The sequence below is a fragment of the Streptomyces sp. NBC_01294 genome, from assembly GCF_035917235.1.
Classification (GTDB): Bacteria; Actinomycetota; Actinomycetes; order Streptomycetales; family Streptomycetaceae; genus Streptomyces; species Streptomyces caledonius.
In genome coordinates, this window is the sequence record NZ_CP108423.1 from 4,039,941 (window position 1) to 4,056,695 (window position 16,755).

Genomic DNA, 16,755 nt, shown 5'->3' on the forward strand with positions numbered 1-16,755 from the left:
ACCCCCTCATCTCGCAAAATGATAGGGACTCCCGCCGTGCGACCACTCTCCGTAAGATGCTCGCGAGGTTCGCACCAGCGAAGGGGAGTAGTAAGAGTGGACGCAGTACAGCAAGAGGCCACGGCCAGAGCCAGAGAGCTTCAGCGCAGCTGGTACGGGGAGCCGCTGGGAGCGCTCTTCCGCCGGCTCATAGATGACCTCGGTTTGAACCAGGCCCGCCTCGCTGCCGTCCTCGGACTGTCGGCGCCCATGCTGTCCCAGCTGATGAGCGGCCAGCGTGCCAAGATCGGCAACCCGGCCGTGGTGCAGCGCGTCCAGGCCCTCCAGGACCTCGCCGGCCAGGTGGCCGACGGAAGCGTCAGCGCGGCGGAGGCCACCGACCGGATGGACGAGATCAAGAAGACCCAGGGAGGCTCCGTCCTCAGCAACAGCGGCCAGACCACCACCAGCTCCGGCGCACCCACGGTCAAGCGGGTCGTCCGCGAGATCCAGTCGCTGCTGCGCTCGGTCTCCGCGGCCGGCGACATCATCGACGCGGCGAACACCCTCGCCCCCAGCCACCCGGAACTGGCAGAGTTCCTCCGGGTGTACGGCGCGGGCCGCACCGCCGACGCGGTGGCGCACTACGAGGCCCACCAGAACTGACACGTACGAGGGCGGACGACGGGTGACGGGGGACGGGCACAGCGATGGGTGAGATCTTCGCCGGTCGGTACGAGTTGATCGATCCGATCGGGCGCGGTGGCGCGGGTGCCGTGTGGCGGGCCTGGGACCACCGGCGCCGCCGGTACGTCGCCGCGAAGGTCCTGCTGCAGAGCGATGCCCACACGCTCCTGCGGTTCGTGCGGGAGCAGGCGCTGCGGATCGACCACCCGCACGTGCTGGCCCCCGCCAGCTGGGCGGCCGACGACGACAAGGTCCTGTTCACCATGGACCTGGTCGGCGGCGGCTCCCTCGCCCACGTGATCGGGGACTACGGGCCCCTGCCGCCCCGTTTCGTGTGCACACTGCTCGACCAGCTCCTGTCGGGGCTGGCGGCGGTGCACGCGGAAGGCGTGGTCCACCGTGACATCAAACCGGCCAACATCCTGATGGAGGCCACCGGGACCGGGCGGCCGCACCTGCGGCTGTCCGACTTCGGCATCTCCATGCGCAAGGGCGAGCCCCGGCTGACCGAGACCGATTACGTGGTCGGCACGCCGGGCTACTTCGCCCCCGAACAACTGCTGGGTGCCGAGCCGGACTTCCCCGCCGACCTCTTCGCCGTCGGGCTGGTCGCCCTGTACCTCCTCAAGGGAAGCAAGCCCGATTCCCAGGGCCTGGTGGAGCATTTCCTCGCCCATGGGACCCCCAGCGCCCCCGAGGGCGTTCCCGCGCCGCTCTGGGACGTCATCGCCGGCCTCCTGCAGCCGGACCCGCAGAGCAGGTTCCGGACGGCCACAGGGGCGCGCAAGGCCCTTGCCGAGGCCGTGGAGATGCTGGCGCCGCCCGCCCCGGACGAGGATCCGGTGGAGGTGTTCGACCAACTGGGCCCGCTCCCGCCCGGATTCGGTCCGCAGGGCCCGCCGGCCACCACCACGAAGGCGGCGGTGGCCGCGCAGGCGTCCGGCGCCGGCGCCGGCGCTGCGCAGCCGGGCGGTTCGGCCTCGGTGACGGTGGCCACGGAGCCCGCCCGTACGGATCCGCGCGGTACGGCTGCCACGGCGCCGACGGCACCGACCGCAGCGACGGCCCCGCTGGCGCCGACCGGCCCGGTGACCCCGACGGCCCCGCTGACCCCGTACCCGGCCGTCCCGGCCCAGGTGCCCGCGTACGGGCCCTCGGAGACGGGCAGCTTCCACCTGCCGCCGCCGACCTTGCCGACCGGGCCGACGGCGGCGACCGGGATGGCCCCGTCGGTCCCCGCCGCCGCGCCGCCGGCCCGGAAGGCCCGCGGGATCGCCCCGCCCCCGGCGAAGGCGGTGGCCTCGCTGCTCGCCGCGGCGCTGGTCTGCTTCGCGGTGGGCGTCTGGGCGCTCACGCGGCTGTAGCGCCGCGTCCCCTGCGGCCCAGCAGGATCCAGCCGCCCAGGACGAGCAGCAGCAGCGTCCCGGTGCCGAAGCCGGCGCCCGCCACGACCCGCATCACGGAGCGGTTCCCGGCGGCCGCGGCGGCCTCCGGTGCGGTGAGCCCCTCCTCGGCGGCGGTCCGGTCCTCGGCGTCGACGCCGAAGCCGCCCGCGGCCAGACTCCCCTTGTACGCGGGCGCCTTGGCGGGGGTGCCGGTGATGTCCAACCGCAGGGTCAGCGGCACGGGCGTCGCGTCCTCGGTGAACTCGGCGACCTTCCCGCCCATCGTCACCGCGACGTAGTACCAGCCCGCGATGGCCACCGGCTTGACGGCCCGGTCGCTCGCGAAGCGGTTCTCGTAGGCGACGGGAGGGGTCTTCCCCATCGTGATCCCGGCCTGCTTGCCGTCGTACGAGATGTCCTTGTCGGAGATCGGGCTCCGGGCCGGGCTGTAGAGGGAGACGGTGAGCCCGCCCGAGGCGGAGCCGTACGTCTTGGTCATCGTCGCGGAGGACAGCTCGGCGCTGAGCCCGAGCTGCTGCCCCCAGTCCAGCGGGACCCGGTAGAAGCGGGTCTGGCCGGGCCGCATCTCGTCGCGCCACACCCCGGCGCCCAGGGCGCGGGCGTCGTTGAAGCCGGTTCCGCCGGCGCGGGGAACCGCCTCGGTCCCCGGCAGCGACGGGGGACCCGAGGGCCAGGTGCTGGGCGCCGTCGTGGGGACGCCCGCGCCGCGGCCGGGTTCCCGCTGGACTTTGATCTCCAGCGGCCAGGGGCTCTGGTCGTAGCCCTTGGCCGAGGTGCGGGTGACCTTGGCGTAGTACACGCCGGCGGCCGCGCAGTTCGCGTCCTCCGCCCCCCACCGGACGCCGGTCGCGCTGATGGGATAGGCGTCGTAGCCGAAGTTGGCGCGGCCGGCGCTGTCGTCGCAGGTCGGGCCGGCGGTGGTCATCAGCTCCACCTCGATGCCGTCGCCGCCGGAGACCTTCGCGCCCGGCGCGGGCCGGACCACGGCGGAGACGTAGACGTTCGACTCGTCCTTGTCGAGGACGAGCCGGTACACGCGCTCGCCCGGCCCGAGCGTGTCCTGGTAGACGCTGCCCGCCTCGATCTGCGGGGCGTCCGCCGTGGACGGCTTGCCCTCCACGGGCTTCGCGCCGTCGGCGGCGCGGTACGTCGGAACGGGCCCGGGCGCGGCCCCCTCGGCGTGCGCCGCCCCCGGCAGGCCCGCCACGAGGCCCAGGGCCGCCGCCCCCGCCACGGCTCCCGTCCGCACTGTCGTCCGTACCCGACCCATCACGCCCACCCCGAGTTGCTAGCGCAAGCCAAATCTTTGCATAACGTAAGATTTCGTCACAGAACAGCACAAAGCCCCGGCCGCAGCGGCAGCCGGGGCTTCATGAGATGCCTTGGGTCTCACACACCGGAACCAGAGGGCACGGAGTCGGTTGCCTCCGTCCACAGGTCCTGCTCGGCGCGGTCCGCCTGGATCTGGCGGTACACGAGGAGCCCGCCGATGGCGGCCAGTGCGACCAGGAGCAGCTTCTTCACCGCGCGACCTCGTCTTTCGTTGACGTAGGGGACTTCTGGCATCCAACAATACACACCGACCGATACCGTTCGGTGACCTGGCGGCCCCCCAACTGGCCCTACGACAAAGACCCCCAGGCCTGGGGCCTGGGGGTCTTCGACACTGTGGGGCTAACAGGATTTGAACCTGTGGCCTCATCCTTATCAGGGATGCGCTCTAACCAACTGAGCTATAGCCCCATCCGCGCTGCGCGCTGACTCCTGAAGATTAGCGCACAGACCCGGTCAGGCCAAAATCCGTTGTCGGGCGACGTCTGCGCAGGTCATCCGACCCGTCGTCCGAGGGTCACTCGTCCTCGGCGAGCGTCAGCTCCACACCGCCGACGAAGCCCGCCGACAGGTTGTAGATGAACGCGCCCAGCGTCGCCAGTGCCGTCGCCAGCACCACGTCGATCACCGCGATCACCGACGTGAAGGTCAGTACGCGCGGCAGCGACAGGAACGACTGGAGGTCGAAGCCGTTGCTCTCGTTCGAGCCGGTCGCCTCGCTGATGGTGCCGCCGACGGTCGAGAAGACGCCCATCGCGTCCATGACCATCCACAGCACCGCCGCCGCCACGACCGTGCAGATGCCCAGCGCGATCGACAGCAGGAAGCTGACCTTCATCACCGACCACGGGTCGGCCTTGGCCACCCGCAGCCGAGCCTTGCGCGTCCTGGGGGCCGTACGGACCCCGGGGCGCGGCTTGCGCTGCGCGGTGGCTCCCGTGCCACCCCGCGGCGCCCCCGGGCCCGAGGGCGCCGCGTAGGCCTGCGGCGGCTGGTACGGCTGTGCGGGCTGTGAGGACCGGTCCTGGCCGGCGTCCGCATCGGCCGACGGCTGCGGTCCTCGGGTGTCCGTCACGGTTCCCCCCTGGGAGTCCGCGGCGGGGCCACGGGCATCGTTCGCTCCAGTCTTGGCCGGTCCGGCGCCCGTGGCTCCACTCACGACTTACTCCTCGTGCTCCCCGGCCGAAGGCTGCGTGCCCTCGGCGGCCTCGGCGGCCTGTCCGTCGGCCACCTCGGTCTCGATCTCGTCCGCCTCGACCTCGTCAGCTTCCTGACCGGCTTCGGCGTTGCGGGCGATGCCGACGACGGCATCGCGCTTGCCCAGGTTGATCAGCTGGACGCCCATGGTGTCACGGCCGGTCTCCCTGACTTCGTTGACGCGCGTACGAATCACACCACCGCTGAGCGTGATGGCGAGAATCTCGTCCGATTCGTCCACCACGAGCGCCCCTACGAGCGACCCGCGGTCCTCCACGATCTTCGCGGCCTTGATGCCCAGACCGCCACGACCCTGGACGCGGTATTCGTCCACCGGCGTCCGCTTGGCGTAGCCGCCGTCGGTCGCGGTGAAGACGAACGTACCGGGCCGGACCACGCTCATGGAAAGCAGTTCGTCTCCTTCTCGGAAACTCATGCCCTTCACGCCCGAAGTCGCACGGCCCATCGGGCGCAGCGCGTCGTCGGTCGCCGTGAAGCGGATCGACTGCGCCTTCTTGCTGATCAGCAGCAGGTCGTCCTCGGCGGACACCAGCTCGGCGCCGATCAGCTCGTCATCGCTGCCGTCCCCCGTCTCACGGAGGTTGATGGCGATGACACCACCCGAACGGGGCGAGTCGTAGTCCTTGAGCGCCGTCTTCTTCACCAGGCCGCCCTTGGTGGCCAGGATCAGGTAGGGCGCCGCCTCGTAGTCGCGGATGGCGAGGATCTGCGCGATCTTCTCGTCCGGCTGGAAGGCCAGCAGGTTCGCCACGTGCTGCCCGCGCGCGTCACGGCCGGCGTCCGGGAGCTCGTACGCCTTGGACCGGTAGACCCGGCCCTTGTTCGTGAAGAACAGCAGCCAGTGGTGCGTGGTGGACACGAAGAAGTGGTCGACCAGGTCGTCCTGCTTCAGCTTGGTGCCGCGCACGCCCTTGCCGCCGCGCTTCTGCGAGCGGTAGTCCTCGGTCTTGGTGCGCTTGACGTAGCCGCCGTGCGTGATCGTGACGACGATGTCCTCTTCGGCGATCAGGTCCTCGATGGACATGTCACCGTCGAAGGGCACCAGCTTGGAACGCCGGTCGTCGCCGAACTTCTCGACGATGGCCGCCAGTTCCTCGCTCACGATGGTGCGCTGACGCTCCTCCGAGGCCAGGATCGAGTTGTACTCGTTGATCTTGGCCTGGAGCTCGTCGTGCTCGGCGACGATCTTCTGCCGCTCCAGCGCCGCCAGGCGGCGCAGCTGCATCTCCAGGATCGCGTTCGCCTGGATCTCGTCGATCTCCAGGAGGCCCATCAGGCCCTCGCGCGCGATCTCGACCGTGTTGCTGCGCCGGATGAGGGCGATGACCTCGTCGATCGCGTCCAGCGCCTTGAGCAGGCCGCGCAGGATGTGGGCGCGCTCCTCCGCCTTGCGCAGGCGGAAGCGCGTGCGCCGGACGATGACCTCGATCTGGTGCGTCACCCAGTGGCGGATGAAGGCGTCGATCGACAGCGTGCGCGGCACGCCGTCCACCAGCGCCAGCATGTTCGCGCCGAAGTTCGTCTGCAGATCGGTGTGCTTGTAGAGGTTGTTCAGCACGACCTTGGCGACGGCGTCGCGCTTCAGCACGATCACCAGGCGCTGGCCCGTCCGCGACGAGGTCTCGTCACGGACGTCGGCGATGCCGCCGACCTTGCCGTCCTTCACCAGGTCCGCGATCTTCTGCGCGAGGTTGTCGGGGTTGGTCTGGTACGGAAGCTCCGTGACCACCAGGCACTGGCGGTTCTGGATCTCCTCGACCTCCACCACCGCGCGCATCGTGATGGAGCCGCGACCGGTCCGGTACGCCTCCTCGATGCCCTTGCGGCCCACGACCAGGGCACCCGACGGGAAGTCAGGACCCTTGATCCGCTCGATGAGCGCGTCCTGGAGCTCCTCGTGCGAGGCCTCCGGGTGCTCCAGCGCCCACTGCGCACCGGCCGCGACCTCGCGGAGGTTGTGCGGCGGAATGTTGGTCGCCATGCCGACCGCGATGCCGGCGCTGCCGTTGACCAGCAGGTTCGGGAAGCGCGCCGGCAGGACCGTCGGCTCCTGGTTGCGGCCGTCGTAGTTGTCCTGGAAGTCGACGGTCTCCTCGTCGATGTCCCGGAGCATCTCCATGGCCTGCGGCATCAGCTTGCACTCGGTGTAGCGCATCGCCGCGGCCGGGTCGTTGCCCGGAGAGCCGAAGTTGCCGTTGCTGTCCACCAGCGGCATGCGCATCGACCACGGCTGGGCCAGACGGACCAGGGCGTCGTAGATCGAGCTGTCACCGTGCGGGTGGTACGTGCCCATCACGTCGCCGACGACGCGGGCGCACTTGTAGAAGCCCTTCTCGGGCCGGTAGCCGCCGTCGTACATCGCGTACAGCACGCGGCGGTGCACCGGCTTGAGGCCGTCCCGCACGTCCGGCAGGGCGCGCGAGACGATGACGGACATCGCGTAGTCGAGGTAGGAGCGCTGCATCTCCGTCTCGAGCCCGACGGGCTCGATGCGCACCACGGGCTGCTCCTCCGCGGAGTTCTCTGCGGTGGGGGTTGTTTCGTCGGCCATTGCTGGTCAGAAGTCCTTTCAGGCGGCGGTCAGCGGAGCCGACTCAGATGTCGAGGAAGCGGACGTCCTTGGCGTTGCGCTGGATGAAGGAGCGTCGCGCCTCGACGTCCTCACCCATCAGCACCGAGAACAGGTCGTCGGCCTGCGCCGCGTCGTCGAGCGTGACCTGGCCGAGGACGCGGTGGTCCACGTCCATCGTGGTGACGCGCAGCTCCTCGGCGTTCATCTCGCCCAGACCCTTGAAGCGCTGGATCGAGTCTTCCTTGATCCGCTTGCCGTTCTGCTTGCCGAGCTCCACCAGCGCGTCGCGCTCGCGGTCCGAGTACGCGTACTCGAAGTCGTCCCGGCCCCACTTGATCTTGTAGAGCGGCGGGCGCGACAGGTACACGTGACCGGCCTCGACCAGCGGCCGCATGAAGCGGAACAGGAAGGTCAGCAGCAGGGTGTTGATGTGCTGGCCGTCGACGTCGGCGTCCGCCATCAGGATGATCTTGTGATAGCGGAGCTTCTCGATGTCGAAGTCCTCGTGCACACCGGTACCGAAGGCGCTGATCAGCGCCTGGACCTCGGTGTTCTGGAGGATCTTGTCGATACGGGCCTTCTCGACGTTCAGGATCTTGCCGCGGATGGGCAGGATGGCCTGGTACATCGGGTTGCGGCCGGACTTCGCGGAGCCACCGGCCGAGTCGCCCTCGACGATGAAGATCTCGCACTTGGTCGGGTCGTTCGACTGGCAGTCGGACAGCTTGCCCGGCAGCGAGGCGCTCTCCAGCAGACCCTTGCGACGGGTGAGGTCACGGGCCTTGCGGGCCGCGACGCGCGCCGTGGCCGCCTGGATCGACTTGCGGATGATGTCCGCGGCCTCGTTCGGGTTCCGGTCGAACCAGTCGTTGAGGTGCTCGTGCACGACCTTCTGCACGAAGGTCTTCGCCTCGGTGTTGCCCAGCTTGGTCTTCGTCTGGCCCTCGAACTGGGGCTCGCCCAGCTTCACCGAGATGATCGCCGTCAGACCCTCGCGGACGTCCTCGCCGGCGAGGTTGTCGTCCTTCTCGCGCAGCAGCTTCTTCTCGCGCGCGTACCGGTTGACCAGACCCGTCAGCGCCGCACGGAAGCCCTCCTCGTGCGTACCGCCCTCGTGCGTGTGGATCGTGTTCGCGAAGGAGTAGACACCCTCGGTGTACTGCGAGTTCCACTGCATCGCGATCTCGACCGAGAGCATGCGCTCCTTGTCCTCGGCCTCGACGTCGATGACGGTCGGGTGGATCAGCTCGCCCTTGCGCGAGTTGAGGTACTTCACGAAGTCGACGATGCCGCCCTCGTAGTAGTACTTCACCGTGCGCGCCTGGGGCTCGGCCGCGTCCGCGTCCGGGTCGTCGGCACCCGCCGTCGCCTTCGCCGACTCGCGCTCGTCCGTCAGCGACAGGGTGAGGCCCTTGTTGAGGAAGGCCATCTCCTGGAAGCGGCGCGACAGCGTCTCGAAGGAGTACTCGGTCGTCTCGAAGATGTCGCCGTCGGCCCAGAAGGTGACCGAGGTGCCCGTCTCGGCGGTCTCCTCGTTCTTCGCCAGGGCGGCGGTCGGGGCACCGAGCTTGTAGTCCTGGGTCCAGCGGTAGCCGTCACGCCGGACCTCGACCGCGACGCGCGTCGACAGGGCGTTCACGACGGAGACGCCGACGCCGTGCAGACCGCCGGAGACGGCGTAGCCGCCGCCGCCGAACTTGCCGCCCGCGTGCAGGACGGTCAGGACGACCTCGACGGCCGGCTTGCCCTCGGACGGGACGATGTCGACCGGGATGCCGCGGCCGTTGTCGACGACCTTGACCCCCCCGTCGGCCAGGATCGTCACGTCGATGGTGTCCGCGTGGCCGGCCAGGGCCTCGTCGACGGAGTTGTCGACGACCTCGTAGACGAGGTGGTGCAGACCACGCTCGCCGGTGGAGCCGATGTACATGCCGGGCCGCTTGCGGACCGCGTCCAGGCCCTCCAGGACCTGGATGTTGCTGCCGGTATACGAAGATCCACCTGCCTCGGCGGCCTCGCCGTCGGCGGTGGACTCGTTCTTGTCGTTGGGGTTGCCGGAATCGGCCACGAAGCGCCCTTTCTGGCACAGCACAGGCCGTACTCCGGGCCAGCAGGCATGCAAGCAGGAGCGGCTGCGTCGATCTGCGTTGTCAGCGTTTGTCAGCGGGATCCCGCAAGCGGGCGGGATTTGCTTCAGTCTACCGGTACCACCGACATGAATGGGGGTTTGCCGGTACCTGAGTCCGCATGTGCCGCCCTGAACCTCCTCTCTCCGACTCCCCACATCCGGGAAGGGGCTCAAAGAGGCTCACACGGGCATCCAGCCCTTCGGACTGTCAACCTCCCACTACCGTGAGGGACGCCACCAAACTCACCCGTGCCAGCCCGCCTCGCCGGCCTTCGAGACACGGGGTCGGGGGCGAAGCGGCCGATCTTCCAGCCCCGGCAAAATCCAGCCCCAACGGCCCTCTCCGGCCTCGGCGCAACGATCCGGCCTCGGCGCGACAATCCAGCCCCGGCGCGACAATCCAGCCCCGCCGGCGCTTGAGGCGCGGGGCCCGGGGCGGAGCCCGGCTCTTTACAGGCCCGCCGGCGATCGAGGCGCGGGGTCCGGGGCGGAGCCCCGCTCTTTCAGCCCCGCCGGCGTTTGAGGCGCGGGGTCCGGGGCGGAGCCCCGCTCTTTCAGCCTCGCCGGCGATTGAGGCGCGGGGTCGGGGGCGGAGCCCCGGGGTCCCGCGGAGCGGGCTGCCTGTACCCGCAGCGCACCGCACCCAGTGAGGACTCAGCCGTAGGTGTCGCCCGGACCCTTACTGCCCGGCGCCCGCCAGGGCCCATACCCCTTCGGCCTCCCACCCGGCCCCTGCACCTTGAGCATCCGCACGGTCCCCTGCCCCAGATCCGCATTCAGCCGCGCCACCAGCTGCGGAGCCAGCAACTTCAGCTGCGCCGCCCACGCCGACGAATCGCACCGCACGACCAGCTCACGGTCCTCGTACCGCTCCGGTACGCAGTGCGCCGCGATCTCCGGCCCGACGATCTCCGGCCAGCGCTCCATCACGCCCGCCACCGCCATCGGCATCTCCCAGCCGCGTTCGGTCCGCAGCCGGTCCAGCGCCGCCATCAACGGCATCGGGTCCCGGCCGTCCGCCCGCGCACCCGACCGCAGCCCCGGCTGCTGCTGACGCTTCCTGCCGCCCGCCGCGTTGCCCCGGGCCCGCGCCTGCTCCCGCGCCGCCGCGAGGGCCTGGCGCGCGAGGTCCACCCCGGATGCCTCCGGGGCCTTGCGACCCTGCTCCTGATGCGGGTCCTTGCCGTGCTCGTTCACAGTCGGGTCACCTCACCGCCGGACACCCCGAACCGCGTTCCCACCAGCACCCCCGGGACGTCGTCGTCCACCGCCGCCGTCACCAGCACCTGCTCGCCCGGAGCCACCAGCTCCGCCAGCCGCTCCCGGCGCCGCGCGTCCAGCTCCGCGAACACGTCGTCCAGGATCAGCACCGGCTCGCTGCCCTCCGAGCGCAGCAGCTCGTACGAGGCCAGCCGCAGCGCCAGCGCGTACGACCACGATTCGCCGTGGCTCGCGTACCCCTTCGCGGGCAGCTCCCCCAGCCGCAGCACCACGTCGTCGCGGTGCGGTCCCACCAGTGTCACGCCGCGCTCGATCTCCTGCTTGCGCACGTCGGCCAGCGCCGCCAGGAGCACCTCGTAGACGGCCTCGCGGGTGCGCGCCTCACCGCTGTCCACCGCCTCTCCGGCGGAGGACTTGTACGACAGCCCCAGCGGGCCGCCGCCGGGCGCGAGCTGCTCGTACGCCTTGTCCGCGAGCGGCAGCAGCGTCGCGATCAGATCCAGCCGCTGCGCCAGCATCTCGGCGCCCACGCGCGCGAGGTGCTGGTCCCACACGTCGAGGGTGGAGAGGTCCATCGAGCGGCCGCCGTGCCGGCGGGCCATCGCCGCCGACTTCAGCAGGGTGTTGCGCTGCTTGAGCACCCGCTCGTAGTCGGAGCGGACCGCAGCCATCCGGGGCGAGCGCGCCGTGACGAGCTCGTCCAGGAACCGCCGCCGCTCGCCCGGGTCGCCCTTGACCAGGGCCAGGTCCTCCGGCGCGAACAGCACCGTCCGTATGATCCCCAGCACGTCCCGCGGTCTGACCTGCGAGGACCGGTTGATCCGGGCCCGGTTCGCGCGCCCCGGGTTCAGCTCCAGCTCCACCAGCTGCTGTCGCTCACCCTGGGTGACGGCCGCGCGGATGATCGCCCGGTCCGCGCCCATCCGTACGAGCGGGGCGTCCGAGGAGACCCGGTGGCTGCCGAGCGTCGCGAGGTAGCCGATCGCCTCGACGAGGTTGGTCTTCCCCTGCCCGTTGGGGCCCACGAAAGCGGTGACGCCCGGGTCGAGGGGAACCTCGGCCCGGGCGTACGAGCGGAAGTCGGCCAATGAGAGATGCGAAACATGCATACGGCGCCGACCTCCCCCGGCTTTCCCACTACTCGCTGTGGTGCTGTGCTGCTGACCTGCTGCTGACCTGCTGACGAGCCGTGCAGCCGCTCCGGGCTGCGCGGTCGTCCCTCTCGACTACTTCTTCTCGACCGCGTGGCCGCCGAACTGGTTGCGCAGCGCGGCGATCATCTTCATCTGCGGGGAGTCGTCCTGCCGCGAGGCGAACCGCGCGAAGAGCGACGCGGTGATCGCGGGCAGCGGCACGGCGTTGTCGATCGCAGCCTCCACCGTCCAGCGGCCCTCGCCCGAGTCCTGCGCGAAGCCGCGCAGCTGCTCCAGGTGCTCGTCCTCGTCGAGGGCGTTCACGGCCAGGTCCAGCAGCCAGGAGCGGATGACGGTGCCCTCCTGCCAGGAGCGGAAGACCTCGCGGACGTCGGTGACCGAGTCCACCTTCTCCAGGAGCTCCCAGCCCTCGGCGTAGGCCTGCATCATGGCGTACTCGATGCCGTTGTGAACCATCTTCGCGAAGTGGCCCGCGCCGACCTTGCCGGCGTGTACGGCGCCGAAATCGCCTTCGGGCTTGAGGGCGTCGAAGATCGGCTGGACGCGTGAGACGTGGTCCTTGGCGCCGCCGAACATCAGCGCGTAGCCGTTCTCCAGGCCCCACACACCGCCGGAGACGCCGCAGTCGACGAAGCCGATGCCCTTGGTTGCCAGCTCCGCGGCGTGCTTCTCGTCGTCGGTCCAGCGCGAGTTGCCGCCGTCGACGACGATGTCGCCGATCGAGAGCAGCTCCGCGAGCTCGTCGACGGTGGACTGCGTCGCCGCACCTGCCGGGACCATCACCCACACGACGCGGGGGGCCTGCAGGCTGTCCACAAGTTCCCGCAGGCTGTGGACATCGGCAAGGTCCGGGTTGCGGTCGTATCCGATGACGGTGTGGCCTGCGCGGCGGATGCGCTCGCGCATGTTGCCGCCCATCTTGCCGAGACCGACGAGACCAAGCTCCATCAGGTGGTTCCTTAAGCGTTGTGGCCGTCTTTGCCGGGGTGCCCGTGGATCCCGGGGACACCCCCGGCCCCGAGCCTACGCCGGGCCGCGCCGCCCGGCCCCATGGGGCGCGCGCTGCCGCGCCTTGTCCCCGTAACGCGGCGAGGCCCGGCCTCGCGGTCTGCGAAACCGGGCCTGACCTGCGAAGAATCAGCCGGAGAGGCGCACCGGCATGATCAGGTACTTGTAGGCCTCGTCCGCTTCCGCGTCGATCGCCGGGCGGCCGCTGAGCAGCGCGGGCTTGGTCGACGTGGTGAAGCTGAGCTGGGCCACCGGAGAGGCGATCGCGCTCAGGCCGTCCAGCAGGAAGGTCGGGTTGAAGGCGATCGAGATGTCGTCGCCGTCCAGCTGCGCGTCGACCCTTTCCACAGCCTGTGCGTCGTCGGAGGAACCGGCCTCCAGGATCAGCACGCCCTTCTCGAAGCTCAGGCGGACCGGGGTGTTGCGCTCGGCCACCAGGGCGACGCGCTTGACGGCCTCCACGAAGGGCGCGGTCTCGATCACGGCGATCGAGTTGAACTCCGTCGGGAAGAGCGTCCGGTACTTGGGCAGGTCGCCCTCGAGCAGCCGGGTGGTGGTGCGGCGGCCGGCGCCCTCGAAACCGATCAGGCCTTCGCCCGCGCCGGAGCCGGACAGCGCCAGGGTGACGGTGTCACCGCTGGTCAGCGAGTTGGCGATCTCCTGGAGCGTCTTGGCGGGCACCAGGGCCACGGCCGACGCGTCCGGGTTCTCCGGCTTCCACAGGAACTCGCGGACCGCGAAGCGGTAGCGGTCGGTGGAGGCCAGGGTGACGCGGTCGCCCTCGATCTCGATGCGGACACCGGTCAGCACGGGCAGCGTGTCGTCGCGGCCGGCGGCGGTGGCCACCTGCTTGGCGGCGGAGGCGAAGATCTCGCCGGGCACGGTGCCGGTCGCGGTCGGCATCTGCGGCAGCGCCGGGTACTCCTCCACAGGCAGGGTGTGGAGTGTGAATCGCGAGGAGCCGCAGACCACGGTCGCCCGTACACCGTCTGTGGAAATCTCCACCGGACGGTTGGGGAGGGCGCGGCAGATGTCGGCCAGCAGCCGGCCGGAGACCAGGACGGTGCCGTCCTCCTCGACGTCCGCCTCGACGGAGACCCGGGCCGAGACCTCGTAGTCGAAGCCGGAGAGGCTCAGCTTGCCCTCTTCGGCCTTGAGCAGCAGGCCCGCGAGAACGGGCACCGGGGGCCGGGCCGGGAGGCTACGGGCCGCCCAAGCCACCGCCTCCGCGAGTACGTCGCGCTCCACCCGGATCTTCACCGGAACCGCCTCCTGCTGTTGCTCGCTCGTCTGCCGGCCTTCGTCGTCGGCTCGTCGATGCCTCGACCGATGCCGGGGACCAGTCTGACGTACGGCGCCGACACTCGGTGCGGCCGGCGGTCAAGTCGGGAGCGAGGCGTCGGGGCGGGCGATCGACGAGTTGTGCACAGGACCCGCTTGAAAACCGAAACCGGCCTAACTCTCTATGGGGGTAGTAGTAGGGCCTGTGGAAACGGTGGATAAGCCCGTTCTCGCAGGTCAACCCTCGTTTTTTATCCACCGACCCTGTGGGCGACACCGGTGGACAACACGGTGTCTCTGTGGAGAACGAAAAGTTCTGCACAGGCTGTCCCCAGGGGACCCCCACTAGTCCACAGGTGTGTCCCCAGCTTTCCCCCGGTACTCCACAACCCAAACGTCCACCTCCGTGTGACCGCTTTCACTCCGGGCGGTGAGAAGGGGTGGTGTGTTGCCGAACAGTGGACAAGGCTGTGGAGAAGGCCGCCGATCCTGTGCACAGGATGCGGGAACCTGTGGGGCGGCGGTGGACAACGTCGTGGACAGAGCTGTGGACGAAATATTTGTCCACAGCCTGTGGATGACGCTTGCGCACAATTCCACAGGGTTCTGACCTGGCCTGATGGAGCCTCACCCCGCATGCCTGTGGACAAATTGTGGGTGACGCGGGGCGTCCCCAGGGTGTGGACGGAAGAAAGTCCGCGAATCTGTGGATGAGTTGCTCCCGCGGGGGCGTATTCGAACAGGTCAGGGGCGCGCGAACGAAGAAGGGCGCCCCCGTTGTGGACCGGGAGCGCCCTCTGACTGTGTTTGAAGGGGCCCTGGAGCGGCCTCCACCCGCCTGTCGGCGGGCCGCGCTCAGGCGTTCTTGATGCGGTTGGTGAGCTCCGTGACCTGGTTGTAGATGGAGCGGCGCTCGGCCATCAGGGCGCGGATCTTGCGGTCCGCGTGCATGACGGTGGTGTGGTCGCGGCCGCCGAACTGAGCCCCGATCTTGGGCAGCGACAGGTCCGTGAGCTCCCGGCACAGGTACATGGCGATCTGCCGGGCGGTGACCAGGACCCGGCTGCGCGAGGAGCCGCACAGGTCGTCCACGGTCAGGCCGAAGTAGTCGGCGGTGGCCGCCATGATGTCGGAGGCGGTGATCTCGGGCGCGCTGTCCTCGCCGCCCGGGATCAGGTTCTTGAGGACGTCCTCGGTGAGGCCCAGGTCGACCGGCTGCCGGTTCAGGCTCGCGAAGGCCGTGACCCGGATCAGCGCCCCCTCCAGCTCGCGGATGTTGCGCGAGATGCGGGAGGCGATGAACTCCAGTACCTCCGGCGGGGCGTTGAGCTGCTCCTGGACCGCCTTCTTGCGCAGGATCGCGATGCGGGTCTCCAGCTCGGGCGGCTGGACGTCGGTGATCAGGCCCCACTCGAAGCGGTTGCGGAGCCGGTCCTCCAGGGTGACGAGCTGCTTGGGCGGCCGGTCGGAGGAGAGGACGATCTGCTTGTTGGCGTTGTGGAGCGTGTTGAAGGTGTGGAAGAACTCCTCCTGCGTCGACTCCTTGCTCGCGAGGAACTGGATGTCGTCGACGAGCAGGATGTCCATCTCGCGGTAGCGCTTGCGGAACGCGTCGCCCTTGCCATCGCGGATGGAGTTGATGAACTCGTTGGTGAACTCCTCGGAGCTCACGTACCGCACGCGGGTGCCGGGATAGAGGCTCCGCGCGTAGTGCCCGATGGCGTGCAGCAGGTGCGTCTTGCCGAGGCCCGACTCCCCGTAGATGAACAGGGGGTTGTAGGCCTTCGCCGGCGCCTCGGCGACGGCCACCGCGGCGGCGTGCGCGAACCGGTTGGAGGCGCCGATGACGAACGTGTCGAAGAGGTACTTGGGGTTCAGCCGGGCGGTCGGCTCCAACGGACCCGAGGTGGAGCCGCCGGACGGGGCCGGGGCCGCTGCGGGCCTGCCGGGGGCCTGGCGCGGCGCGGGCTGCTCGTACTGCTGCTGCTCGTATTGATGCGACTGGTGCTGCTGCTGGTGTTGCTGGTGCTGCTGGGGCTCGTACGGGGACTGCTCGTACTTCTGCTGCTCGTAGGAGCCCTGGTCGTAGTTGCCCTGGTCGTAGCCGGAGGGCTCGGACTGCTGGAGGTAGCCCGGCTGCGGGGAGGCGTACGGGTCGCGCTCGGGGAAGCCGCCGAGGCGCGGCTGCTGCCAGCCGTAGTCGTCCTGCTGGCCGCCGCGCGGCCAGGCGCCGGGCTCGGGGCGCGGCTGCTGGTAGTCCGGGTAGGCGGGGCGGGCGGTGGGGAGCTGGTCGTCGGAGGGGCCGTTGCCGGAGCGCTGGCCGCCGTACGGCTCGTACCCGCCCGGCTGCTGGGCGGACGGGGAGGGGGACGCGGGCTCGCCGGCGGAGTCGTCCACGGTGATGGCGATCCGGATGGGGCGGCCGCACTCCCGGCTGAGCGCGTCGCTGATCAGCGGGGCGAGGCGGCCCTCGAGGACGCGCTTGCCCCATTCGTTCGGGACGGCCAGCAGTGCGGTGTCGGCGACGAGTGCCAGGGGCTGGCACCGCTCGACCCACTGCTTGTCCTTGGGCTCGATCCCCGGCTGTCCCTCCCCGAGGAGCTTTTCGAGCACCCTTGGCCACACTGCGGCAAGATCGGCAGGTACGTCAGCCACAGGGCACGCTCTCTCACAGGGGGTCCCACGAATGTGTGGTTCTTTGGGACGGTCGGGACAAAAAATCCAGGGTCAGACAACGGTAGTCAGGCCAGCGGGTACGGTTCAAGTCGT

General features: G+C 69.9%; 12 protein-coding genes and 1 tRNA gene. 2 read left to right on the forward strand and 11 right to left on the reverse strand.

The features are described from left to right. The first annotated feature begins 96 nt into the window (after window positions 1-96). Both OG534_RS18270 and OG534_RS18275 read left to right on the forward strand, forming a co-directional pair. A complete protein-coding gene (locus OG534_RS18270) occupies window positions 97-645 on the forward strand; it encodes a helix-turn-helix domain-containing protein (protein ID WP_326589120.1) in 549 nt (182 codons plus the stop codon). Window positions 646-689: 44 nt separating this feature from the next. After that, window positions 690-2,030: a serine/threonine-protein kinase gene (locus tag OG534_RS18275; RefSeq protein ID WP_326589121.1), complete on the forward strand. Its 1,341-nt coding sequence runs from the start codon at window positions 690-692 to the stop codon at window positions 2,028-2,030. Here OG534_RS18275 and OG534_RS18280 read toward each other — a convergent pair. The 11 genes from OG534_RS18280 to dnaA form a co-directional block, all read right to left on the reverse strand. Beyond that, entirely contained in the window at window positions 2,017-3,342 is a 1,326-nt protein-coding gene (locus tag OG534_RS18280) for a hypothetical protein (protein WP_326589122.1), read from the reverse strand. The genes OG534_RS18275 and OG534_RS18280 overlap by 14 nt on opposite strands. 119 nt (window positions 3,343-3,461) lie before the next feature. Further along, the gene (locus tag OG534_RS18285; RefSeq protein WP_208809277.1) at window positions 3,462-3,596 is read right to left on the reverse strand and encodes a DLW-39 family protein; all 135 of its coding nucleotides are present in this window, start codon (window positions 3,594-3,596) and stop codon (window positions 3,462-3,464) included. A 145-nt stretch (window positions 3,597-3,741) separates the two neighbouring features. Next, a tRNA-Ile gene (locus OG534_RS18290) sits at window positions 3,742-3,815 on the reverse strand. Between the two features lie 106 nt (window positions 3,816-3,921). After that, window positions 3,922-4,479, reverse strand: a complete 558-nt coding sequence (locus tag OG534_RS18295) for a DUF3566 domain-containing protein (RefSeq protein WP_326589123.1) — start codon at window positions 4,477-4,479, stop codon at window positions 3,922-3,924. 87 nt (window positions 4,480-4,566) lie between these two features. Continuing rightward, on the reverse strand, window positions 4,567-7,173 hold the full coding sequence (gene gyrA / locus OG534_RS18300; protein ID WP_326589124.1) for a DNA gyrase subunit A: 2,607 nt from the start codon (window positions 7,171-7,173) through the stop codon (window positions 4,567-4,569). Window positions 7,174-7,216: 43 nt separating this feature from the next. Continuing rightward, window positions 7,217-9,286: a DNA topoisomerase (ATP-hydrolyzing) subunit B gene (gene gyrB, locus OG534_RS18305; RefSeq protein ID WP_326589125.1), complete on the reverse strand. Its 2,070-nt coding sequence runs from the start codon at window positions 9,284-9,286 to the stop codon at window positions 7,217-7,219. A gap of 690 nt (window positions 9,287-9,976) precedes the next feature. Further along, the gene (locus OG534_RS18310; protein WP_326589126.1) at window positions 9,977-10,519 is read right to left on the reverse strand and encodes a DUF721 domain-containing protein; all 543 of its coding nucleotides are present in this window, start codon (window positions 10,517-10,519) and stop codon (window positions 9,977-9,979) included. Next, window positions 10,516-11,652, reverse strand: coding sequence for a DNA replication/repair protein RecF (gene recF, locus OG534_RS18315; RefSeq protein WP_326589127.1), 1,137 nt, complete (start codon window positions 11,650-11,652; stop codon window positions 10,516-10,518). The genes OG534_RS18310 and recF overlap by 4 nt, the downstream gene beginning before the upstream one ends. Before the next feature lie 117 nt (window positions 11,653-11,769). Then, window positions 11,770-12,645, reverse strand: a complete 876-nt coding sequence (gnd, locus tag OG534_RS18320) for a phosphogluconate dehydrogenase (NAD(+)-dependent, decarboxylating) (protein ID WP_326589128.1) — start codon at window positions 12,643-12,645, stop codon at window positions 11,770-11,772. Window positions 12,646-12,834: 189 nt separating this feature from the next. Further along, on the reverse strand, window positions 12,835-13,965 hold the full coding sequence (gene dnaN / locus OG534_RS18325; RefSeq protein WP_326589129.1) for a DNA polymerase III subunit beta: 1,131 nt from the start codon (window positions 13,963-13,965) through the stop codon (window positions 12,835-12,837). A gap of 876 nt (window positions 13,966-14,841) precedes the next feature. Further along, window positions 14,842-16,641 carry a chromosomal replication initiator protein DnaA gene (gene dnaA / locus OG534_RS18330; RefSeq protein WP_326589130.1) on the reverse strand — a complete coding sequence of 600 codons (1,800 nt, stop codon included), beginning with the start codon at window positions 16,639-16,641 and terminating at the stop codon, window positions 14,842-14,844. Between the last annotated feature and the right edge of the window lie 114 nt (window positions 16,642-16,755).